Raw genomic sequence first — 21,426 nt, forward strand, 5'->3', positions numbered from 1 at the left:
TTCCCTTCCCACGAGTGGCAAGTTTCTGCGCATCCGCTGGGGCCCATTCCTTCTTTTCAAGGACTTAGGGTAGCCTGATTCGTCAAATTATGGGTACCGCAGCAGCGTGGGAAAAGGGCCGATCGCGGCGTGCGGAGGCCGGTCGCGCAATCGATCGGGTGCGGAACCGGACGAAGCGTATTCCGGCCGCCCGCGCTTTGGCCTATCAGCCCCCCATGTCCACGCCGCCCGTCGCCCCCGACGACATCGCCCACGTCATCCAGATCGCCCTCGCGCCCGCTTTCCTGCTGACGGCGCTGGCGACCCTTCTCAACGTCTTCTCGACGCGCCTCGGCCGCGTGGCCGACAAGGTCGACGCCGCGGCGGCAGCCTTGCGGACCGCCGATGCGCACGAGGCCGTGCGGCTGTCCCGGCAATTGTCCTACCTGCGGCGGCGCTCCTTCGTGCTGGACGGGGCCGTGGTGCTGGCCTCCACCGGGTCGGTGATGACCGGCATCGCGGTGCTGACCCTCTTCGTCGGGGCCTTGCGCGATGCCGCGACCGCCTCGATCCTGTTCGCCTGCTTCGGCGTGGCCCTGGTCTGCACCGTGGTCGCGGTCGCCGCCTTCCTGGTGGAGATCCTGATGGCCGGACGCGGCATCCGCGACGAGGTCGACCGGCAGCAGGAACATGCGGGGGAACGGGGCGCGCCGTGACGCCTCGCGCCGGAGTCGGTCTCGATCATCCGGCCGCACCCTGATACGCGCCTCCCCTCGGGTGAGCGATGCGGCGGAGGTCCGATGAGTGGCGAGACTGTGAAGGCGGAGGTGGTGGTCGTCGGCGGCGGCATGGTCGGGCTCGCCTCGGCGATCGCCCTGCGCGACCGGGGCCTCGACGTCCTGCTCTGCGACCCGGGCGAGGCGCGGGCGCGCACGTCCTTCGGCAATGCCGGCGTGATCAGCCGGGGCTCGATCTTTCCGATGTCGAGCCCGGCCCTCTGGGCCAAGCTGCCCACCTACCTGCGCAATGCCGACCGGGGCCTGCGCCTGCGCCACACCCACGTCGCCCGCGTCCTGCCCTGGACGGCGCATTTCCTGGCCTCCGCCCGGACCTCCGCCTGGGAGCGGGCCGCGGCGTCCCTGCTGCCGCTGACCAGCGCGGCGCTGCCCGCGCATCTCGCGCTCGCGGAGCGGGCCGGGGCCGGGCACCTGCTGCGCCGCTGCGGCTGGATCAAGCTCTACCGGACCCATGCGGCCTTCGCCGGCGCGGCCCTGGAGCGCGCGATCCTGGGCCGCCACGGCGTGACCTTCGACATCCTCGATCCGGACGACATCCGGGCGGCCGAGCCGGCCCTGGTCCGGCCCTACGCGCAGGCGATGCTCCTGCCCGAAACCGGTGCGGTCAGCGATCCCGGCGGCCTGCTGGAGGCCTATCAACAGCTCTATCTCGGGCTCGGCGGCCGAACCCTCCGGATGGTTACCACCGCCCTCGAGCCCGACGGCGAGGGCTGGCGGGTCCGCCACGACGGCGGCATGGTTCAGGCCCGGCAGGTGGTGCTGGCGGCGGGCGCCGCCTCGGGGGAGATCGCGCGCGGCCTCGGCTACCGCTTCGCCTTCGCGGCCGAGCGCGGCTACCACGCCCACTACGCCCTCCACCCGGACAGCCCGCCGCTGACCCGGCCGGTCCTCGACACCGGTGCCGGCTCGATCATCGCGCCGATGGGGGAGGGGCGGGTACGCGTCCTCTCCGGGGTCGAGCTCAACGCCCGCGAGGCGCCGCCCGACTACGTACAGATCGAGGCGGCCGCACAGGAGGCGGCCGGGACCCTGCGCCTCGGCGCGAACCTCGACAACCGGCCCTGGATGGGGGCGCGGCCCTCGACCCCCGACGGCCTGCCGGTGATCGGCCCGGCGCCCCGGCACCGCGGACTGATCTTCGCCTTCGGCCACGGCCATATCGGGCTCTCCACCGGGCCGATCACCGGGCGGCTGGTGGCCGATCTCGCCACCGGCGCCCCGCCCTCCATTCCGGTCGCACCCTTCGCGCCGCAGCGCCTCCTGGGCTGGCCGCGCTGGAGCCCGTCGCGGGGGCGCGGCCGCGCGGATTGACGCCTCCGGCCGGAGGGGCCATGCGGGGAGATCGCGCCCATCCCTCGTTCGAGGACAACGGTCTCCATGCGCCTGAGCGTTCGCCTCGACGGGGGCATGTGCCGCCGCTGGCACCTCCGGCTGATCGAACGCATCCTACGCCGCCCCGGGGTTTCGGTTTTTGTCGATCTCGCGCCGGGCCCGGGAGGGCTGCCGCCCAATGCCGCGCTGCTGTTCCGCCTCGAGGCGATGCTGCGGCGCCTGCCGCGCACCGGGCCGGCCCTGCGGGTGGATCGCGCGGACCTGCTCGCCCTCGCATCCGCGTCCGACGGGCGCCCCGACCTCGTCCTCGACCTCTACGGCGATGCCGCGAGCCCACCGGGCGTCCCGGTCTGGCGGCTCACCTTCGACGGAGCCTGCGGCGAGGCGGCCCTGCTCGCCTCGCTGCTCGCCGGGCGCCCGCCGGTGGTCAGCCTGACCGAGGGCGGCCGCGTCGTCGCCTCCGGGCGGGTCGGCACCGAGGCGCGCGGTATCATGCTGACCGCCTTCGAGGACGCCCTGGTGCGCACCGCGAGCCTGATCCTGGCCGCCCTCGACGGATCGGGGCCGCACCTCGCGCCCGCCACCGCCCCGGTCCCGGGCCCGGCCCCGGCGGGGTTCACGGCGGCCGACCTCGCCGCCCGCGCGATACGCACCTGCACCCGGATGGCCGGACGCCGGCTTTACGCCCTCTGCACCTGGGCCCCCCATTGGCGGGTCGGCTGGCGCCGGCTCTCCGGCCCCGACCTGATCGATCTGCAGGCCCATCCCGAGACGGGCTGGCGGACCCTGCCCGACGACGGGCGCCGCTTCTACGCCGATCCCTTTCCCATCGCGGATGCCGCCGGGACGGTGCTGTTCGTGGAGGATTTCAGCCACGTCCTTCAGAAGGGCGTGATCTCGGCGGTGCGCTTCGGTGCGGACGGCCCCCTCGGCACCCCGGTGCCGGTGCTGGAAGCGGCCCACCACCTCTCGTATCCCTTCGTCTTCGCGGAGGAAGGCGCCCACTGGATGGTGCCGGAGAGCGGTGCCACCGGCACCCTCGACCTCTACCGCGCCACCGCCTTTCCCGGCGGCTGGGTGAAGGAGGCGACCCTGATCTCCGGCCTGAACGCCAGCGATCCGACCCTGCTCCGGCACGAGGACCGCTGGTGGCTGTTCGCGACGGTGCGGGACGACGGCGAGCACGACGGCCCCTTCGCCGCCTGGGGCTCCTATTCCGACAGCCTCCATCTCTGGTCCGCGCCGGATTTCCGGGGGCCCTGGTCGCCCCATCCCCGGAATCCGGTACTCGTCGACATCGCCGCCGCCCGCTCCGGCGGCCGTATCGTCGCTCGCGATGGCGCCCTGTTCCGGCCGGTCCAGGATTGCCGCGACGGCTACGGCGGCGCGCTGGGTCTGGCGCGCATCCGCCGGCTCGACGAAACGGGGTATGACCAGAGCGTGGAGATGATCCTGCGCTCCGGGCCGCGCTTCCCGGGCAACGGCCTGCACACCCTCAACCGCACGGCGCATTTTGAATTCATCGACGGCGCCGGACGCGTCCGCCGGCGCTTCGCCGCGCCGGGCCGACGTTCCTGAAATCCGGCCTGCCTCAGCGACTTACGTCATCACACACATTTTAATCCCGTCCGAGGAACAAACACTTTCGCACGCGCTTGTGCCAGCGCCGGTGGGGGCGGGGCATCCGGCCCTCCGCAGGTCCCGATCTCACATCGTCCCGCTTGAACGTCCGGAAGGGCCCCCTCATGGCCGAGCCGCTCTCCTCCCGTACCGTCACGACGCGAAACCCGTCGGCGGGCGCCCTGCGGGGCCTCGATGCGCTCAATTTCTTCCTGGCCGACGTCCGCGACGGGCTCGGGCCCTACCTGGCGATCTACCTGATCGCGGTCCGTGGTCCGGATCAGGGCTGGAACGAGGCCACCACCGGCCTGATCATGACCATCGCGGGCATCGCCGGCCTGATCGCCCAGACGCCGGCCGGGGCTCTGATCGACCGGACCAACCACAAGCGCGCCATCGTCATCGCCGCGGCGGTGGCGGTGACCTTGAGCTGCCTCGTCCTGCCCTTCATCTCGAACTTCTACGTGGTGGCCGCCACGCAATCGGTGGCCGGCATCGCGGGCGCGATCTTCCCGCCGGCGCTGGCCGCCATCACCCTCGGCGTCGTCGGCCCCAAGATGTTCGCCAAGCGCATCGGCCGCAACGAAGGCTTCAACCATGCGGGCAACGCCGCCTCGGCGGCGATCGCGGGCGGTACCGCCTATTTCTTCGGACCGATCGTGGTGTTCTGGCTGATGGCGCTGCTGGCCCTCTGCAGCATCGGCGCCATGCTGATGGTGCCGGCCGATGCCATCGACGACGATCTCGCCCGCGGCCTCGACCAGACCGAGTCGCAGGCCCGCACCGAGGGCCAGGAGGAGCCCTCCGGCCTCACGGCCCTCCTCAAGAACAAGTACCTGCTGCTCTTCGCCGTCCTGGCCGCCCTGTTCCACCTGTCGAACGCCGCCATGCTCACCTCGGTGGGCCAGCTGCTGACGAAGCTCTCCGGCAAGGACAACGCCACCTCGCTGATCGCCATCTGCATCGTGGCGGCGCAGCTGGTGATGGTGCCGGTGGCGGTCTTCGTCGGCGCCAAGGCCGACGCGATCGGGCGCAAGCCGATCTTCCTCGCCGCCTTCGGCGTGCTGGCGATCCGTGGTGTCCTCTACACCCTGTCGGACAACCCGTTCTACCTCGTGGGCGTCCAGCTCCTCGACGGCATCGGCGCCGGCATCTACGGCGCGCTCTTCCCCGTCATCGTCTCCGACCTGACCCGGGGCACCGGCCGCTTCAACGTCTCGCAGGGGGCGGTCGCCACGGCCCAGAGCCTGGGCGCGGCGCTGAGCGCGACGCTCGCCGGCGTCATCATCGTCTCGGCGGGCTATTCCACCGCCTTCCTGTCGCTGGCGGCGATCGCCGCCCTCGGCTTCGCCCTCTACCTCTTCGCGATGCCGGAGACGCGGGGCTACGAGCCCGGCCGCTCCGGCGCCGATGACGGCGGCCTGACGCCGGTCCCCGCGGCGGCGGCCTGACCCGCATGAGCGCCGCCGACGACATCCTCGCCTTCGCCCATATCGGCGACCTCCATCTCACCGTCGCGGAGGCCGACAACGCCCGCGACTTCCGCGCCATCGTGGACCAGATCAACGCCGTGGACGGGCTCGATTTCGTCTACGTGCCCGGCGACAACGCCGATAACGGCACGCCGGAGCAATACGCCCTGGTCCGGGCCGGGCTCGACCGCCTGCGCCGGCCGGTCCACGTGATCACCGGCGACCACGACATGGAGGGCGGCAGCCTCGACGCCCTCTATGTCGGCCTCGGCGCACCGCGCCTGCCCTATGCGGTGACGGTGTCGGGCACCCGCTGCCTGTTCCTCGACATGTGCGGGCCGGGCTCCGGCGGACCGGATTTCCGCCTCGGCGACGGGCAGGTCGCCTGGCTCCGGCGGGAGGTGGACGCCGCCGAGGCGGAAGGGCACGACTGCGCCCTGTTCATGCACAGCTACCCCGCCGACCTGAAGGGGGAGGGCGAGGCCGCGACCGTCGCCGAGATCGTGCACGGCTCGCGCATTCGCCTCGTCGAGATGGGGCACACCCACTACAACGAACTCGCCAATGACGGGCGGACCATCTACGCGGCGACCCGCTCGACGGGCCAGATCGAGGAGGGGCCGGTCGGCTACGCCGTCGCGGCGATCGACCGGGGCGTGGTGAGCTGGCGCTTCAAGGAATTGGCCCAGGGCTGGCCCTTCGTGGTGATCACCGCGCCGGCCGACCGGCGCCTCGCCCACGCCGAGGATCACATCGTCTCGGGTACCACCGAGATCCGCGCCTTGGTGCTCGGCGCCGGCCGGACGGCGGTCTGCGAGTTCAGCATCGACGGCGGCCCCTGGCGCCCGATGCGGCGCGCCGAGGGCGACCGCCGCTTCCGCGCCACGGTCGACTGGCCCCCCGGCGCGGGACGCCTTACCGTCCGCGCCCAGGATTCCGAGGGCGGCGTCGGCGAGGACCGGATCGAGCCGGCCGGCGACGTCGGCGCCCTCGTCCGCTCCAAGGGCCTCGGCAGCGACGCGGATTCCGTCGGCGCCTGGCCGGACCGGGGCATCCTCGGCACCCAGCTCGGCCCGAACCGCAACGGGCGCCACTGGTAGGGCGCATCCGCCCTGCCCGACTTTCTTTCCGACCAAGGATTCCGAACCCGATGGGTGCGCTGACGCTGACCCCGAACCTCGTCACATGGGCGATCGCCGCCGTGGCCACCCTGGGGGTGATCACCCGTCCCTTCTCCTGGCCGGAGGCGATCTGGGCCGTGCTGGGCGCCGCCGCCCTCGTGGTGTTCGGCCTGATGCCGGCCGGGACCGCCTGGGAGGGCGTCCTCAAGGGCACCGACGTCTATCTCTTCCTCGTCGGCATGATGCTGATGTCCGAGGTGGCGCGGAAGGAGGGGCTGTTCGACTGGCTCGCCGGCATCGCGGTGCGGGCGGCCAAGGGCTCGGCCACCCGCCTGTTCACCCTGATCTACGTCGTCGGCACCGTCGTGACGGTCTTCCTCTCCAACGATGCCTGCGCGGTGGTGCTCACCCCGGCCGTCTACGCCGCCACCAAGGCCGCGAAGGTCGAGAACCCGCTGCCCTACCTCCTGATCTGCGCCTTCATCGCCAATGCGGCGAGCTTCGTGCTGCCGATCTCGAACCCGGCCAACCTCGTGGTCTTCGCCGAGCACATGCCGCCGCTGACGCAGTGGCTGGCGATGTTCGCGCTGCCCTCCGTGCTGGCCATCGTCGCCACCTACGCCACCCTGCGCCTGACCCAGAATTCCGTCCTGCGCGACCAGCAGGTCGCCACCGACGTCGAGGCCGTGCGCTTGTCGCGGACCGGACTCGTCGCCGGCCTCGGCATCGTCGCCACCGGCGGCGTGCTCATCGGCGCCTCCGCCCTGGGACTCGATCTCGGCCTCCCGACCTTCGTGGCCGGCGGCCTCACCACGGCCGCGGTCCTGCTGATGAAGCGCGGCGGCCTCGTCGAGGTCGCCAAGGACGTGTCCTGGAGCGTGCTGCCCCTGGTGGCCGGCCTATTCGTGCTGGTCGAGGCGCTGGAGAAAACCGGCGTCCTGCGGATGATCGCCGATGCGCTGAAGCAGGCGGCGTCCGCCTCGCCCGTCGAGACCGCCTGGGGCGCCGGAACCCTGATCGCGGTGCTGTGCAACCTCGTCAACAACCTGCCGGCCGGCCTCATCGCGGGTGCGGCCGTGCAGACCGCCCACGTGCCCGACAAGGTCGCGGGCGCCGTGCTGATCGGCGTCGATATCGGCCCGAACCTGTCGGTGACGGGCTCGCTGGCCACCATCCTGTGGCTGACCGCGATCCGCCGCGAGGGCCAGGATGTCGGCTTCTGGCGCTTCCTCAAGCTCGGGCTGCTCGTCATGCCGCCCGCCCTGTTGCTGGCGCTGGCCGGCCTGCTCCTCGTCTAGATCCCTCGCGTCTTCGGCCCGAAGTCCTCAGCCCGAAGTCTCCGGTCGAAAATCCCTTAGCCCAAGGTCCCCCGTGAACGCCGCACTGCTCTATCCCTTCATCCTCGTCGCGGGCGTCCTGCAGGCGCTCGGCAATTCGATGAACGCGCAGCTGCGCGGCCGGCTCGTGAACCCCTGGCTCGCCGCCTCGGTCTCGTTCCTGCCCATCGTGTTCGTGTTCGCCACGCTGTTCCTCGTGATGCCGACGCCGCTCCCCACCCTGGAGACCCTCGGCAAGATGCCGTGGTACGCGCCGCTCGGCGGTGTCGCCGGCGCGGTGGCGGTGTTCGGCGGGCTCGCCTTCATCGACAAGGTCGGTGCGGGGCCGTTCAACGGCCTGACGCTCACGGCCAACATCCTGGCCTCCCTCGCCATGGATTCCTTCGGCCTGTTCGGGCTCCAGGGCGGCGGCTTCAAGCTGATGCCCTGGCTCGGCGGACTGCTGATGGCGATCGGCGTGTTCTTCATCGCCCGCACCACCGCCGACACCGGCGGCGACAAGGACGGCGGGCACGGCCTCAACCCGAAGCTGCTCTACCCCTTCATCGTCATCGCCGGCATCCTGCAGGCTGTCGGCGTCGTCTGGAATTCGCAGCTGCGCGGCGCCCTGGTGAACCCCTGGCTCGCCGCCACCGTCTCCTTCCTGCCCGTCGTGTTCGTGTTCGTGCTGGTGTTCCTCGTGCGCCCGACGCCGCTGCCGACGCGCCAGGACGTGTCCGGCGTGCGCTGGTGGATGCCGCTGGCCGGCATCACCGGCGCGGTGGCGGTGTTCGGCGGCCTCCTCTTCGTCGACAAGGTGGGGGCGGGCGCCTTCAACGGCCTTCTCATCACCGCCAACCTCCTGACCTCGGTGGCCCTCGACCATTTCGGCTGGGTCGGCATGAAGCAGGTCAAAGCCGGTCCCGCCCGGCTCGGGGGCGCCGCCCTGATGGTCGCCGGCATCGTCCTGATCTCGGTGTTTTGAGCGGCCCCTACGTATTCGAAAACGCGAAGCTTGAGGACAAGCGGTTGCAGCCGCCGGGAAACGTTGGCCTTTTCGGCGCCCGGCGTGCTAAACCTCCGACGATCCCGCCCGGAGCCGATCCGCGTCAAGGGTGTGTGGACTGCCTCTCGTGCCGCCCGATTGCCGTCTCCCGGTCTAGTCCGGCGCGCGTCACGACCTGATCGGTCACCGGAATCCGGCGCCCGGACCGCCCACGCGGCCGCGCCGACGGTCATCCATGACGCCGTGCCGAGCGCGTGCGGGAGGGTTCAAGGACAGGAATGCAATGAGCGACGAGACCGACGCCCGGACCCGATCCGAGGAGCGTGCCGAGCGGGCCGAGCGGATGGCCAAGGAAGGCGCCCAGGCCATGGCCGAGCACCTCGCCTCGGTGAAGGCCGTGGACGAGCGGACGGTGAAGCTGCGGGCCCTGCGCCTCGCCAAGGAGGCTGCCGACGCCGAGGCGAAGGCCGCCGCCCCGCCGCCTGCGCCCAAGCGCAAGCGTTCCTGAGACGGCCCGGCGGAGAAGTAGCCATGGCATTCGATCGCTCCCGTCGCCCGAGCGACCCGCGACAGGCCGCCGAAGCGGCCTTCAAGGCCGCCACCACCAAGCCCGTCGAGACCGCCAAGCCGGTCTCGGCCGCTCCGGCCTCCCCGGCCTCGTCCGTGCCCGGGGCCCGCGAGATGGTGAGCCTGCGCCTCGACCGCGCCGTGCTCGAGCATTTCCAGAAGGATGGTCCCGGCTGGCAGGACCGTATCAACGCGGCGCTCAAGGCCGCCGCCGGGCTCTAGAACGGCGGGCCGCAGCCCCCAGGCCGGGGGCCCGCCCGCGCATCCGGGATCCGGCCGACGGCGTCTAGCCGAATCCACCCCGCTTGAGCCGCATCACGGTGCGGTCGAGGGCGCCGAGGAACGCGGACCGGTCGCGGGCCGAGAACGGCTTCGGACCGCCGGTGATCGCGCCGGCCTCGCGCAGGTCCTGCATCAGGTTGCGCGTGGCGAGCGCCATGCCGATGCCGCTCTCGCTGAACGGCTTGCCGGTGGGGGCGAGCACCTCCGCCCCGGCCTTCACGCAGCGGCTGGCCAGGGGCACGTCGGCCGTGATGACGATGGCCCCGGGGCGCGCCCGCTCGGCGATCCAGTCGTCGGCGGCATCGAACCCGTCGCTCACCACCACCCGCTCGATCCAGGGCTCGCGCGGCAGGGTGAGGTAGCTGTTGGCGACCACGCAGACGTGGAGACCGTAGCGGCCGGCGACCCGGTAGGTCTCGTCCTTCACCGGGCAGGCATCCGCGTCGATGTAGACGACGATGGTGCGTGGGGTTGCCGCCTCGCTCATTGGGCGGCGACCGCGCGGGGCTCGGCGGCGTCCACCGGCTCCGCCCCGATCCGCTCCAGGGTCGAGACGCTGAGGGGCTGCCCGCGCCCGCGCAGGGCGTGGGCCCCGAGCGGATGCGCGCGGATGCCCGCGGGCAGGCGCTCGATCCGGGCCAGCAGGTCGTCGGAGACGAGGATCTCGGTGGCGAGGGGCCGGCAGAGGGATTCGATGCGCGCGGTCACGTTCACCGCATCGCCGAAATACGCGATCTTGTGCCGGTCGACGCCGACCTCCGCCGTCACGATCGAGCCGCCGTGCAGGGCGGCACGCAGGCGCGGCACGGTGCCGAAGCGCGCCATCCAGGCCTCGGATTCCGCCTCCAGCCGGTCCATCACGTCGAACACGCAGGCCACGCAGCGCGCGTCCTTCAGGCCGCGGGCCATCGGCCAGGTGATCATCGCCATGTCGCCGATGTAATCGTCGATGGAGCCGGCATTGCGCCGGACCGGCTCGGCGAGCGCCGCGAAGACCGCGCCGAGATAGGCCTGGGCCTTGAGGTCGCCGTGGGTCTCGGCGAAGGCGGTCGAGCCGACGACGTCGAGGAACAGGAAGATCCGCTCCTCCCGCACGGGCTGGTGGTAGCGCCCGACCAGGAAGTTCACGAATACCTCGCCGCCGATGAGGTCGCGCATGCGGATGACGAAGACGAGCATCGCCGAGACCGCGAGGCAGTAGGCCAGCACCCGCGGCGTGATCCGCACGGCGTGGCTGAGGTCGTCGTCGGTCAGGCCCAGGGCCCAGACCAGCAGGCCCCCCAGCGCGATGCCGGCGGCGATCATCAGGACGTAGGCGAACTCGGCCGCCGGCACGTAGAACTTCGCCGGCATCCGGCGCATCCGCGCCTGCAGGCCGCCGAGGATCATGCCGCGGTCGAAGGCGAGCGTCGTCCCGCCCACCGCCAGGCCGTAGGTCAGGCCGGCGAGGGGCGTCGCGCCCCCGGCGAACAGCACGTTGTAGAGGAGGCCGGCCCCGCCGCAGGCGATGAGGATGAGGAGCCAGAACCAGCGGTGCTGCGGCAGCATCAGCGACGCCCCCCGTGCGGCACCCCGGCGGGGGCCGGCGGCGATCCGGCAGGGATGGGGGAGGGAGCAGCGCTGCGCAACGGATGAGCCCCTTCGGGGATGGGCCCGCAGGCGGCGCAGCCCCTTGGCGCGCCGAGCTTCGAACCCCGTCCTGAACATCGTCGCATGATGGCGCGAGTAAGGCCAAGGTGACGCAGGCCGCCGGATCGGGGACCGGTGTGGCCGCCGCGCGTTGGCAGGGTGGGTCACCATCATGCGAGGATGAGGCGGATGCGGAGCAGGATTTTCGGTGCGGCGGGCCGGGCTGTGCCCGTCATCGGGCAGGGTACCTGGCACCTCGACCAGGCGGACCGCGCCACCGCCGTCGCGACGCTGCGCGCGGGGCTCGAGGCCGGCATGACGCATATCGACACCGCCGAGATGTACGGCGAGGCCGAGCCGCTGGTGGGCGAGGCCATCGCGGGCCGGCGCGCGGAGGTGTTCCTGGTGTCGAAGGTGGTGCCGGGCAATGCCAGCCGCCCGGGCGTGGTCGCGGCCTGCGAGCGCTCGCTCAAGCGCCTCGGCACCGACCACCTCGACGCCTATCTGCTGCACTGGCCGGGCCGCTATCCGCTGGAGGACACCATCGCGGGCTTCTCCGCCCTGAAGCAGGCGGGCAAGATCCTGTCCTGGGGGGTGAGCAACTTCGACGTCGCCGATCTCGATGAGGCGCTGGCGATCGCCGGCCCGGGGGAGATCGCCTGCAACCAGGTGCTCTACCATCTGCAGGAGCGCGCCATCGAGCACGCGGTGCTGCCCTGGTGCCGGCGCAACGGGGTCGCCCTGGTGGGCTATTCGCCCTTTGGCAGCGGCGACTTTCCCGAGGCCGGAAGCGCCGGCGGCCGGGTCCTCGCCCGCCTCGCGGAGACGCACGGCACCACGGCGCGCGGCATCGCCGTCGCGTTCCTGACACGGGAGGAGGGCACCTTCACCATCCCGAAGACGGCGCGGCCCGAGCGGGCCCGGGAGAACGCGGCGGCGGGGGCCATCACCCTGACGCCGGAGGATCTCGCGGCCCTCGAGGCGGCCTTCCCGCGCGGACCGCGCCCGCGCAGCCTGCCGATGCTGTAGCGGCCCGTGCGAAGTTGTGGCCAATGGCCGGAAACGATCCGGCGCGGACGGTCCGCGCCGGGGCCGGTGTGAGGAGTGCGAGCGATGGCGCGATGGCGGGGTTCGGCATGTCTCGGCCTGTGCTGCCTTGCCGGTGCGCCGGCGCTGGCAGAGGACGCCAAATCCGACCGGCGCAATCCCGATCAGCCCAACGGCGAGACCCTGACGATCGACGAGAAGGGCATCACCCTGGCCTTCCCCGACGTCGCGAAGCTGCGCATCGGCGGCAAGCTGCAGCTCGATTACGGGGCGGCCGCCATCCGGCAGGCCGGGTTTCCGGAGCCGTTCCCCGAGAATTTCGCGGTGCGCCGGGCCTGGATCGAAAGCTACCTCACCCTCGGCAAGAGCCTGGAACTCGCCTTCCAGTATGATTTCGCCGATCCGATGCGGCCGATCAACGACGCGGCCGCCGCCTATACGGGCTTCGAGAACACCCTCCTGACGGTGGGCAACATGAAGGAGCCCTTCAGCCTCGACCAGCTGACCAGCGACAACAACACCCTGTTCACCGAGCGCTCCCTGGCGGACGCCTTCGCGCCGGCCCGCAATCTCGGCTTCGCGCTGGGCCGCCACGGGGAGGACTGGACCGTGGTCGCCAGCGTCTTCGGCGGCAATGCCAACACGGGTGTGGGCAGCGAGGGCGTCGCCGCCACGGCGCGCGCCACCTATGCGCCGATCCGGGAGGACGACCGCATCCTGCATCTCGGCCTCGCCGGAAGCTTTCGCGATCTGCCCCGCGACGGACAGGGGCTGTCCCTGTCGAGCCGGTCCGAAGCCTTCCTGTACCAGCGCAACTTCGTCGATACCGGCGACATCCGGGATGCGTCGAGCGTCGGTCGCATCGGGCTGGAGGCGGCCTATCGCGACGGGCCGTTCCTGGTCCAGGCCGAGTACATCCGCACCGAGGTGGAACGCTATGCCGGCGCCCGGTCCGTCGGCTTCCAGGGCGGCTACATCCAGGCGAGCGTCATCCTCAACGGCAAGGGCCGCGCCTACAAGCTCGCGCCCGATTACGGCGCCACCTACGCGATCTTCTCCGGGGTTCAGGTGGCGGAGGCCGACCGGGTCTCGCGGGGCGGGATCGGCGTGTTCGAGCTCGGCACCCGCTTCAGCGCGATCGACCTCGACGATGCCGGCATCCGCGGCGGCATCGAGCGCGACGTCACGGTCGGGCTGAACTGGTATCCCGACCGCAACATCCGCGTAGTCGCCGACTACGTCCGCTCCCACACCAGCCCCTCAGCGGTGCAGGGCGGCCGCACCATCGACGCGGACACCTTCATCGGACGGTTCCAGCTCTACTGGTAGGCGCCGGTTCCGGGCCGTCCGAGCCCATCGGGCAGGCTTGCGGCCGGCCCCCGGGGCGGTGCTACGATGCCTCCCGAAAGCCGGGCCGCGCCCGGCGCTCCGGGTCGGCGTGACGATCCATGGAACGCACGGAAGTCCTGATCGTCGGCGCCGGCCCGACGGGCCTCGTCCTCGCCCTGTGGCTGACGCGGCTCGGAATCCGGGTCCGGATCATTGACCGGACGGAGGGGCCCGGCACCACCTCCCGGGCGCTCGGCATCCAGGCGCGCACCCTCGAACTCTATCGTCTGCTCGACCTCGCCGACGCGGTGGTCGATGCCGGGCACCCGGTGCACGCCGTCAACGTCTGGAACGCGGGTACGAAGCGCGCCCGCGTGGCCTTCGCGGCCGACCCAACGGATTCCACCCCCTATCCCTTCCTGCTGATCTCCCCGCAGGACGTGCACGAGCGTGTCCTGGTCGATCGCCTCGCGGCGGCCGGGGTCCGGGTCGAACGACGCACCGAGCTCGTCGGGTTCACGCGGGACAGGGCCCGCATCCTGGCCACCCTGCGCACGGGCGACGGTGCGCAGGAGCAGGTCGCGGCCGCCTACCTCGCCGGGTGCGACGGCGCCCGCTCCACGGTGCGCGAGACCCTGGGGATCGGCTTTCCCGGCGGCACATACGACCGGTTCTTCTACGTCGCCGACATCGCCGCGGACGGTCCCGCGATCGACGGCGAGATCCATCTCAACCTCGGCGGACCCGCCGATTTCCTCGCCGTGTTCCCCCTGGCGGCGCGCGGGCGGGCCCGCCTCGTCGGAACGGTGCTCGACGATCACGCCGGTCGCCGGGAGAGCCTCAGCTTCGACGATATCGCCACGACGGCGCTGGAACGCCTGCACGTCGCGCCGCGGACGGTGAACTGGTTCTCGACCTACCGGGTGCATCACCGGGTCGCCGACCGCTTCCGGGACGGAAGCGTGTTCCTGCTGGGGGATGCCGGGCATATTCACAGCCCGGCCGGCGGCCAGGGCATGAACACCGGCATCGGCGACGCGATGAACCTCGGCTGGAAGCTCGCCGCCTGTCTCCGGGGCCGGGCCGGCGATGCCCTGCTCGACACCTACGAGACCGAGCGGATCGGCTTTGCCCGCCGCCTCGTCGCGACGACGGACCGGGTGTTCACCCTGGCGACTTCGGAGAACGCGGCGGCGCAGCTCTGGCGGACGTGGCTCGTGCCTCTGATCGCGCCCCTCATCGGCGGCTCGCCGGCCCTCCGGCGCTTCCTGTTCCGGACGATCTCGCAGATCGGGTTGTCCTACCGGCACAGCGCCCTGAGCGCCGGCCGTGCGGGACGGATCCATGGGGGAGACCGGTGGCCCTGGTTGCCGAGCGCGGACGATGTCGCGCCGGGATGGCGGGTGGAGGTCCCCGGAACGGCGCCGCCGGGCCTGGCGCGCTGGTGTGCGCAGCAGGGGCTGCTCCTGCGCGTGATCACCTGGAGCCCCGAGGCCGAGCGGGTCGGCTTGGCCCGCGACGCCCTCTACCTCGTGCGCCCCGACGGCTACGTGGCCCTCGCCGATGCGGGGGCTTCCGTTCCGTCGCTGGCCGCCTTCCAGGCGCAGCACGGCCTGCGCTGGGGGGCGGAGGCCTGATCCGGCGGGACTGCCGGTCTACTCGCCGACCCCGAACAGCTTCTCGAGGAAGTTGCGGTCGTCCTGGCTCGGGCCGCGGCTCGCATCCGCGTGGCGGGCGGTGGGCCGGGGCGGGGCCGCCGGCTGGGGTTCGCCCAGGAGAGCGCCGATCAGGCCGCCCGGGGTGCTGTTGGTGACGGCGGGCTCGGACGGGCCGCGGTTGCGCCAGCGATTGGCGCCCGGGAGCATCACCGGGCTCTGGCCCTTCAGCGCCACGGTCATGTAGGCCTTCCAGATCTCGCCCGGCAGGTTGCCACCCGAGACTTTCTTGGTCGACTCGCCGTCGTCGTTGCCGAGCCAGACGCCGGTCACCAGGGTGGCCGAGTAGCCGATGAACCAGGCATCGCGGAAATCCTGGCTGGTGCCGGTCTTGCCGGCGAGGTCCCAGCCCGGGACCTCCGCCTTCTTGGCGGTGCCGGTGACGAAGGTCTCGTGCATCATCGCGTTCATCATCGAGACCGCGTTGGCGTCGATGACGCGGCCGAGGCCGCCATCCTTGCGCTTGTAGAGCACCTTGCCGTCGGCGCCCTTCACGCTGGCGATGACGTAGGGAATCACGCCCGTGCCGCCATTGGCGAAGGCGGCGTAGGCGCCGACCATCTCCAGGGGCGTCACCTCCGAGGTGCCGAGCGCGATCGAGCCGTTGGCCTGGAGCGGGGAGGAAATGCCGAGCCGCTGGGCCGTCTGCACCACGGCCCTGGGGCCGACTTCCTGGCCGAGGCGGACCGCCACGGTGTTGAGGGACAGCGCGAGGGCGTCGCGCAGGGTCACGGCCCCCCGGTAGTCGCGCGAATAGTTCTCCGGGCTCCAGCCCTTGATGGTGATCGGCGCGTCGTCGCGCACCGTGTCGGGGGTCAGGCCGTGCTCGACCGCCGCGAGATAGACGAAGGGCTTGAACGACGAGCCCGGCTGGCGCTTGGCGGTGGTGGCGCGGTTGAACTGGCTCTGGGCGTAGTCGCGCCCGCCCACCAGGGCGCGGATCGCCCCGTCCGGCTTCATCGAGACGAGGGCGCCCTGGGCGACGTTGTAGCGGCCGCCCTTCTGGTTCAGCTCGTCCACCAGCGCCTTCTCGCCGGCGCTCTGGAGGCCGGTATCGACGGTGGTGCTGATGACGATGTCGCTCTCGAACTTCGGCACGAAGTCGTCGAGGACGTCCATCACGAGGTCGGCGACGTAGTTGGCCGAGCCGCCGCCGCGCACGCCGGCGGGCCGGGCCGGGCTCGCCAGGGCCAGCTTGGCGTCGGCGGGCTTGGCGAAGCCCAGCTCCTCCATGGCCGCGAGCACCTGGGCGGCGCGGGCCTGGGCCGCGGGCAGGTTGCGGTTCGGCGCCAGGCGCGAGGGCGCCTGGACGAGGCCGCCGAGCATCGCGGCCTCCGCCAGGGTCACGGATTTCGCCGGCTTGCCGAAGTAGCGCTGGGCGGCCGCCTCCACGCCGTAGGCGCCGGCGCCGAAATAGACGCGGTTCAGGTAGAGCTCGAGGATCTCGTCCTTGCTGTACTTGTGCTCGAGCCACAGGGCGAGGATCGCCTCCTGGATCTTGCGCGAGGCCGAGCGCTCTGGGGTCAGGAAGAGGTTCTTGGCGAGCTGCTGCGTCAGGGTCGAGCCGCCCTGGGAGACGCCGCGCCGGGTGATGTTCTGGGCCACCGCCCGGGCGATGCCCACGGGGTCGACGCCGAGGTGGCTGTAGAAGCGCCGGTCCTCGATCGCCACGAAGGCGCGCGGCAGGTAGGGCGGCAGTTCCTTGATGCTGACGACCCGGCCGCCGGTCTCGCCGCGATTGGCCAGCAGGGAGCCGTCGCTCGCCAGGATCGCGATGTTGGGCGGCCGCTTGGGCACGGCGAGCTGGTCGATCGGCGGCAGCTGCGAGGCATGGTAGGCCACGAGCCCGGCGATGCCGATCACGCCCCAGAGGCCCAGGACGAGGACGCCGTAGGCCAGCCGCCCGAGGATCGAGCGGCGCGCCCGGCGCGGCGCCTTGCGCAGGGCCCGGGCCGGCGGGGCGGCGGATGCGCGGCCCTTCGCGCCGCGGCCGCCCTTCGAACCTGACTCGCCTCGTGCCACGCCGCCTCCCGCGCGATCGGATCGCGAGAGGCGCAGGTCGAGATCGGCCGGGTCCCCGACGCGGCCCTCGGGCACGTCGAAGTTCGGCTCCCCCCTGCCTCCGCCTGCGCGTCCCTTCGCCATGCGTCCCGTCTGCCCCAAGGTTCGTTCGCGATTCGAGCGACCCTGCTTGCGCACGGTAATTGCGGCGGGTTTAAGGGGTGTTAACCGGCCGAATTTTCAACGCTTTGAAATATCAGGGGAAATTGCAGGGCTCCGGCGGTCCGTGCCGCGAATGTTCGGCCAAGGGTCAGGCAGGCCGATCCGCTCGGGGCGGACAAGGGAGTTGGCCACGCCCCCGCGCTGCGGAGCGGTCCGGGAAACGTCGGATCGCTTCACCCCTTCTTGCGCAGCGGCCTGACCGACAGGGCGCCCTGGTCGCTGAATCCTGTGGCGGCACCGAAGGCCTGCAACTCTGCCTGTCCGGAACCGGTCAGCAACTGGAGGTCGCCGCATCCGGAGGAGCGGGCCGCCTGGGAGGCCGCCTTCAGGAGGAGACGGCCGATGCCGCGCCGTCGTGCATCGGGATCGACCAGCAGGGTGGTGATCTGGGCGGTCGGCAGGCTCGCGGCCAGGGACGGATACCAGTGCAGGACGATGAGGCCGCTCGGCGGACCCCATTCGACCGCCACGAGGGCGACGCCGGGTCCCTGCCGCAGGGCCTCGATCCGCTCGGCCAGGGCTTCGGCGGCGACGGGATGGCCGGAGGCGCGCAGGAGTTCGGCGAGGCCCGCGGCGTCACCGCCCTGCGCCGCCCGGATTTCCAGGCCGTAACGGCTCGCCACGCATCACTCCGGTCTGCTCCGTCGGCCGGGGCCGGCGGAGCGAGGGGGCCTCGAGCCGTTCTAGAGCATTCTAGAGCGAGGGGGATGCCGGCTCGCGTGAAGACAATGCTCTAGTCTCGCCGCATCAGACCGAACAGGGCGAAGCCCGCCAGGGCCGCGAGGCCGAGGGCGAGGCCGCGATTGTCCTGGAGGCGGCTCGCCGCGACCTGGCCCGCCGCGCGGAGATCGTTGCCCAGGGGCGAGCCGCTCAGGATGCGCTCGGCGCGGGCATGGTTCTCCGGCCGGGTCGCGATCGAAACCTCGAAACCATCGTCGTCGAGGCGGTCGATCTCGACGCTGTTGCGCGCGAATCCGGCCCGCGACAGGCGCTCCCGCGCCGCGCGGGCGGCCCTGAGGGACGGAACGGTCACGGTGGCCAACACGCTGTCAGGCATAAAGTATTTCTCCCTGTTCGACAGACCCAACCTCGGCCGCCGGAATAGGGTTCCGCCATGGCGGGCCGGTCCGTCGCCGGCGCCGGTTCTTAAGAATCCGGCAACCAGCACGGTCCTAAGCCCGGGCCTCGCCGCGCGGGGGCCGCCCCGCGGGGCCCTTCCGAGGAGCCTGCCGGACTTGCGCGATCCGTTCGTTCCTGCCGCCCTTGCCGACCGCCTCCGCGAAAAGCGCCGCAGGCCCCGCTCGCGCGAAGCCCTGGCCTACGAGCCGGCAAAGCCCGTCTTCGCCGAATTGCTCGACGCGCGCGGGCACGGCACAGGTCAGTTCGTGCGCCTGTCCCAGGGCATGGTGGAGGCGATCACGCGCAGGGCCCGGGACGAGCCTTGACGCCGCGATCCGGCCGCGGTCGGATCAGCGGTCGCAGCCGATGCAGATATCGCGGACCACGCGCTGGCGCCCCTGGCCCGTGCGCTGGTTCGGCAACTGCCCGTTGAAGGCATGCTCGACCGGTCGGGCCGTCGGCGGCACCGGCTTCGGCGGCTCGGGCGCGGCAGGCTTCGGCGGCGGCGCCGTCAGGGCCATGTATTGCGCTGCGGCGGGACCGGACGCGATCCCCAGCGCGAAGCCCGCGAGGGTGAGGCTGAGGAGCGCCGGTCGGGCGCGATCGAGCGGGGCGGTCGCGGGACGTCGCGTGGCCATCGGAGGCTCCGATCCTGTGCTCAGGGTGTGGATCGGCACCGCGTCGTCATGCGGCGATGCGGCGTCCACCCTGACGGGAACGAGGGGGTGCAGGGATCGTTCCCCGTCCCTTTGACCGGCCCCCGGGCCGGATGGGACCCAGGACATGCTGCACCTTCTCGTGGCCGATGGAAACGACCGGGCGGGGCGGGCCGCTCACGTTTCGGGTACCGGCGTCACCTCCGCTGAGGCTTACGCGGAGGTGCTGGACCAGGTCTCGCCGGGGGTCGCCACCACGCTGATCAACCCGGCCGATTCCGACGCGGCGCTGCCCCCCGGGGCGGCGCTCGCCGGCTTCGACGCCCTGTTCGTGACCGGGTCCACCCTGCATGTCTGCGACGAGTCCGACGCCGTGCGGCGCCAGATCGATCTCGTCCGCGACGCCCTCGGCGCCGGGCTCCCGGTCTTCGGCTCCTGCTGGGGCGTGCAGGTGGCCGCGGTGGTGGCGGGCGGCCATGCGGCCCGCAATCCGAAAGGTCCGGAATACGGCTTCTCGCGGGACCTCGTCCGGACCGAGGCCGGCCGCACGCATCCGCTCCTCGCCGGGCGTCGCGACCGCTTCGACGCCCCGGCCATGCATCTCGACGCCGTCATCACGCCGCCGGCCCATGCCACCGTCCTGGCGGGCAACGGGGTCCTGTCGGTCCAGGCGATCGAGATCCACCATGGGGCGGGGGTGTTCTGGGGCACCCAGTACCACCCGGAACTCGACCTCGATGCGCTCGCGGCGATGCTGCGCCTGAGCGCCGACGACGTGGTGGAGGCCGGCGCATTGTCCGATCACGCCGCCGTCGAGGCCTATGCGGCCGATCTCTGCCGCGTCCATGAAAATCCGGCGGGGCAGCGGGACCTGATCGCCCGCCATCGCCTCGGAGACGACCTGCTGGAGCCGGCCCGCCGACGGGCGGAGATCGGCAACTTCCTCGACCGGCTCGTGCGCCCGCGTGTCGAGGCCGCGGCCTGACGGTTCAGACCGGGTGCAGGGCCGGGGCGCCCGACCGCGGGCGGGCGCCGACGATGTGGAAGGCCCGGGGCCGAACGAACAGGAACGACAGCCGGGTGTGACGGATCGCCCGCTCGAAGGCCAGCGGAACCAGGAGCGCCACCACCGTCACGAGGAGGCTCGCCCAGCCGATATCGGTGATGATCCCGGTCTTCACGATCAGCGTGCGGGTCAGGGCCATCGGCAGGAAGAACGCGAGGTAGATCACGATCGAGCGCTGGCCGCAGGCCCGCAGGGCCGCCGTCACCGGTCCTCCGGCCCGGGACATCAGGGCGCCGATGGCGACGATCGCGAGGGCGCCGGCGCCACTGAGGACGAGGCCGAGTCCCGGGAGGTTCGCCAGGGCGGGGACGGCCGGCCAGCCCGTGGGGACGAAGACCAGGGCGGCGTTGACCGCGGCCCACAGCGCGAGGCCGAGGAGGGCGGTGCGGGCGTGCCGCTGCACGAGGTCGGCGAAGCCGAAGATGCGCCCGGCGAGGAGATAGCCGACGAGGAACCAGACGTAGCGGTCGCAGAACTCGTTGATCAGCTCCGATCCGGTGTGGACCGGCAGGAGCTCTAGCAGGGCCGCGACGCCGAGGAGCAAAGGCGCCGGAACCGAGCGGAGCGCCTTCGTCAGCACGGAGAACACCGCCAGCAGGTAGATGAACCACAGCGTCGAGTAGGGTTCGACCACGGCGAGGGCGAGGTGGGCGACGAAGGCCCCGGGCCCGGCCCCGTCGACGATCTGGCCGTACTTGAACGCCGACTGGATCAGCACCCAGAGCACGTAGAAATAGACGAAGTGCACCAGGCGCCGGTCGAGGAACAGGCGCCAGTCGCGATCGATCACCCGCCCGAGGAACAGCCCCGACAGCAGGAAGAAGTCCGGGATGCGGAAGGGGCGCGCGAAGGCCACCACGGTGTGGAGGAAACCCTCGCCCTCCATGGCGATGCCGGTGCCCAGCGTCGAATGCATCATCACCACCAGGATGATGCAGAGGCCCTTGGCGACGTCCACCCAGGCGAGCCGGCTCGCATCGTCCGGTGAGACCGCCGCCCGCCGCTCCGTTCCTTGCCCAGCCTCGACCGCCGCCATGATCCGTCCCCGCTCAGAGGACCGACATCCTTCGGCGCGAGGTCTTAAGGAGGCGGATACGGGTTGCAACGCCTGCGGATCATGCCGAACAGGCGGTAAAGGCCGTCCCCCGCT

The 21,426-nt window shown here is 71.8% G+C and carries 21 protein-coding genes; 14 read left to right on the forward strand and 7 right to left on the reverse strand.

Annotated features, from left to right (window positions below):
- The first annotated feature begins 215 nt into the window (after window positions 1–215).
- The 9 genes from ACXJY8_RS22975 to ACXJY8_RS23015 all read left to right on the forward strand — a co-directional run bounded on the left by ACXJY8_RS22975 (window position 216) and on the right by ACXJY8_RS23015 (window position 9,432).
- Entirely contained in the window at window positions 216–695 is a 480-nt protein-coding gene (locus ACXJY8_RS22975) for a DUF2721 domain-containing protein (protein ID WP_463774328.1), read from the forward strand.
- A gap of 84 nt (window positions 696–779) precedes the next feature.
- A complete protein-coding gene (locus ACXJY8_RS22980; RefSeq protein WP_463774334.1) occupies window positions 780–2,087 on the forward strand; it encodes an NAD(P)/FAD-dependent oxidoreductase in 1,308 nt (435 codons plus the stop codon).
- Window positions 2,088–2,153: 66 nt separating this feature from the next.
- On the forward strand, window positions 2,154–3,686 hold the full coding sequence (locus ACXJY8_RS22985; RefSeq protein WP_463774337.1) for a glucosamine inositolphosphorylceramide transferase family protein: 1,533 nt from the start codon (window positions 2,154–2,156) through the stop codon (window positions 3,684–3,686).
- A gap of 167 nt (window positions 3,687–3,853) precedes the next feature.
- Window positions 3,854–5,179: an MFS transporter gene (locus ACXJY8_RS22990; protein WP_463774340.1), complete on the forward strand. Its 1,326-nt coding sequence runs from the start codon at window positions 3,854–3,856 to the stop codon at window positions 5,177–5,179.
- A 5-nt stretch (window positions 5,180–5,184) separates the two neighbouring features.
- Entirely contained in the window at window positions 5,185–6,300 is a 1,116-nt protein-coding gene (locus ACXJY8_RS22995) for a metallophosphoesterase family protein (RefSeq protein WP_463774344.1), read from the forward strand.
- Between the two features lie 50 nt (window positions 6,301–6,350).
- Window positions 6,351–7,619: an arsenic transporter gene (locus ACXJY8_RS23000; RefSeq protein WP_463774346.1), complete on the forward strand. Its 1,269-nt coding sequence runs from the start codon at window positions 6,351–6,353 to the stop codon at window positions 7,617–7,619.
- A 73-nt stretch (window positions 7,620–7,692) separates the two neighbouring features.
- A complete protein-coding gene (locus ACXJY8_RS23005) occupies window positions 7,693–8,622 on the forward strand; it encodes a DMT family transporter (RefSeq protein WP_108035166.1) in 930 nt (309 codons plus the stop codon).
- A gap of 304 nt (window positions 8,623–8,926) precedes the next feature.
- Entirely contained in the window at window positions 8,927–9,151 is a 225-nt protein-coding gene (locus ACXJY8_RS23010) for a hypothetical protein (RefSeq protein WP_055956977.1), read from the forward strand.
- 23 nt (window positions 9,152–9,174) lie between these two features.
- Complete coding sequence (locus ACXJY8_RS23015) at window positions 9,175–9,432, forward strand: BrnA antitoxin family protein (RefSeq protein WP_463774351.1); 258 nt, start codon at window positions 9,175–9,177, stop codon at window positions 9,430–9,432.
- Window positions 9,433–9,496: 64 nt separating this feature from the next.
- Here the strand turns inward: ACXJY8_RS23015 and ACXJY8_RS23020 are convergent, their stop codons facing one another.
- On the reverse strand, window positions 9,497–9,979 hold the full coding sequence (locus tag ACXJY8_RS23020; protein WP_463774354.1) for a YaiI/YqxD family protein: 483 nt from the start codon (window positions 9,977–9,979) through the stop codon (window positions 9,497–9,499).
- A complete protein-coding gene (locus tag ACXJY8_RS23025) occupies window positions 9,976–11,040 on the reverse strand; it encodes an adenylate/guanylate cyclase domain-containing protein (RefSeq protein ID WP_463774356.1) in 1,065 nt (354 codons plus the stop codon). Before ACXJY8_RS23025 ends, ACXJY8_RS23020 begins: the two co-directional genes overlap by 4 nt.
- A gap of 270 nt (window positions 11,041–11,310) precedes the next feature.
- On the opposite strand from ACXJY8_RS23025, the gene ACXJY8_RS23030 reads away from it, so the two are divergent.
- From ACXJY8_RS23030 to ACXJY8_RS23040, 3 genes are all read left to right on the forward strand, one after another.
- Window positions 11,311–12,150 (forward strand): aldo/keto reductase, encoded by an 840-nt coding sequence (locus ACXJY8_RS23030; RefSeq protein ID WP_463774359.1) that lies wholly within the window; start codon window positions 11,311–11,313, stop codon window positions 12,148–12,150.
- An 84-nt stretch (window positions 12,151–12,234) separates the two neighbouring features.
- A complete protein-coding gene (locus ACXJY8_RS23035) occupies window positions 12,235–13,497 on the forward strand; it encodes an OprO/OprP family phosphate-selective porin (RefSeq protein ID WP_463774365.1) in 1,263 nt (420 codons plus the stop codon).
- Between the two features lie 119 nt (window positions 13,498–13,616).
- Window positions 13,617–15,134 (forward strand): FAD-dependent oxidoreductase, encoded by a 1,518-nt coding sequence (locus tag ACXJY8_RS23040; protein WP_463774369.1) that lies wholly within the window; start codon window positions 13,617–13,619, stop codon window positions 15,132–15,134.
- Between the two features lie 18 nt (window positions 15,135–15,152).
- On the opposite strand, the gene ACXJY8_RS23045 is transcribed toward ACXJY8_RS23040, so the two are convergent.
- The 3 genes from ACXJY8_RS23045 to ACXJY8_RS23055 all read right to left on the reverse strand — a co-directional run bounded on the left by ACXJY8_RS23045 (window position 15,153) and on the right by ACXJY8_RS23055 (window position 18,492).
- Window positions 15,153–17,357, reverse strand: a complete 2,205-nt coding sequence (locus ACXJY8_RS23045) for a transglycosylase domain-containing protein (protein WP_463774373.1) — start codon at window positions 17,355–17,357, stop codon at window positions 15,153–15,155.
- Between the two features lie 251 nt (window positions 17,358–17,608).
- On the reverse strand, window positions 17,609–18,058 hold the full coding sequence (locus ACXJY8_RS23050; RefSeq protein WP_463774375.1) for a GNAT family N-acetyltransferase: 450 nt from the start codon (window positions 18,056–18,058) through the stop codon (window positions 17,609–17,611).
- 110 nt (window positions 18,059–18,168) lie between these two features.
- Window positions 18,169–18,492, reverse strand: coding sequence for a hypothetical protein (locus ACXJY8_RS23055; RefSeq protein ID WP_463774379.1), 324 nt, complete (start codon window positions 18,490–18,492; stop codon window positions 18,169–18,171).
- A 178-nt stretch (window positions 18,493–18,670) separates the two neighbouring features.
- On the opposite strand from ACXJY8_RS23055, the gene ACXJY8_RS23060 reads away from it, so the two are divergent.
- On the forward strand, window positions 18,671–18,880 hold the full coding sequence (locus ACXJY8_RS23060) for a hypothetical protein (protein WP_463774382.1): 210 nt from the start codon (window positions 18,671–18,673) through the stop codon (window positions 18,878–18,880).
- 24 nt (window positions 18,881–18,904) lie between these two features.
- Here ACXJY8_RS23060 and ACXJY8_RS23065 read toward each other — a convergent pair whose 3' ends face one another.
- A complete protein-coding gene (locus tag ACXJY8_RS23065; RefSeq protein WP_463774385.1) occupies window positions 18,905–19,192 on the reverse strand; it encodes a hypothetical protein in 288 nt (95 codons plus the stop codon).
- Between the two features lie 145 nt (window positions 19,193–19,337).
- Here ACXJY8_RS23065 and ACXJY8_RS23070 point away from each other — a divergent pair, with 145 nt between their 5' ends.
- Window positions 19,338–20,195 (forward strand): glutamine amidotransferase-related protein, encoded by an 858-nt coding sequence (locus tag ACXJY8_RS23070; RefSeq protein ID WP_463774387.1) that lies wholly within the window; start codon window positions 19,338–19,340, stop codon window positions 20,193–20,195.
- A gap of 4 nt (window positions 20,196–20,199) precedes the next feature.
- On the opposite strand, the gene ACXJY8_RS23075 is transcribed toward ACXJY8_RS23070, so the two are convergent.
- The gene (locus tag ACXJY8_RS23075) at window positions 20,200–21,312 is read right to left on the reverse strand and encodes an acyltransferase family protein (RefSeq protein WP_463774389.1); all 1,113 of its coding nucleotides are present in this window, start codon (window positions 21,310–21,312) and stop codon (window positions 20,200–20,202) included.
- Between the last annotated feature and the right edge of the window lie 114 nt (window positions 21,313–21,426).

The organism is Methylobacterium sp. TK31 (assembly GCF_055361545.1).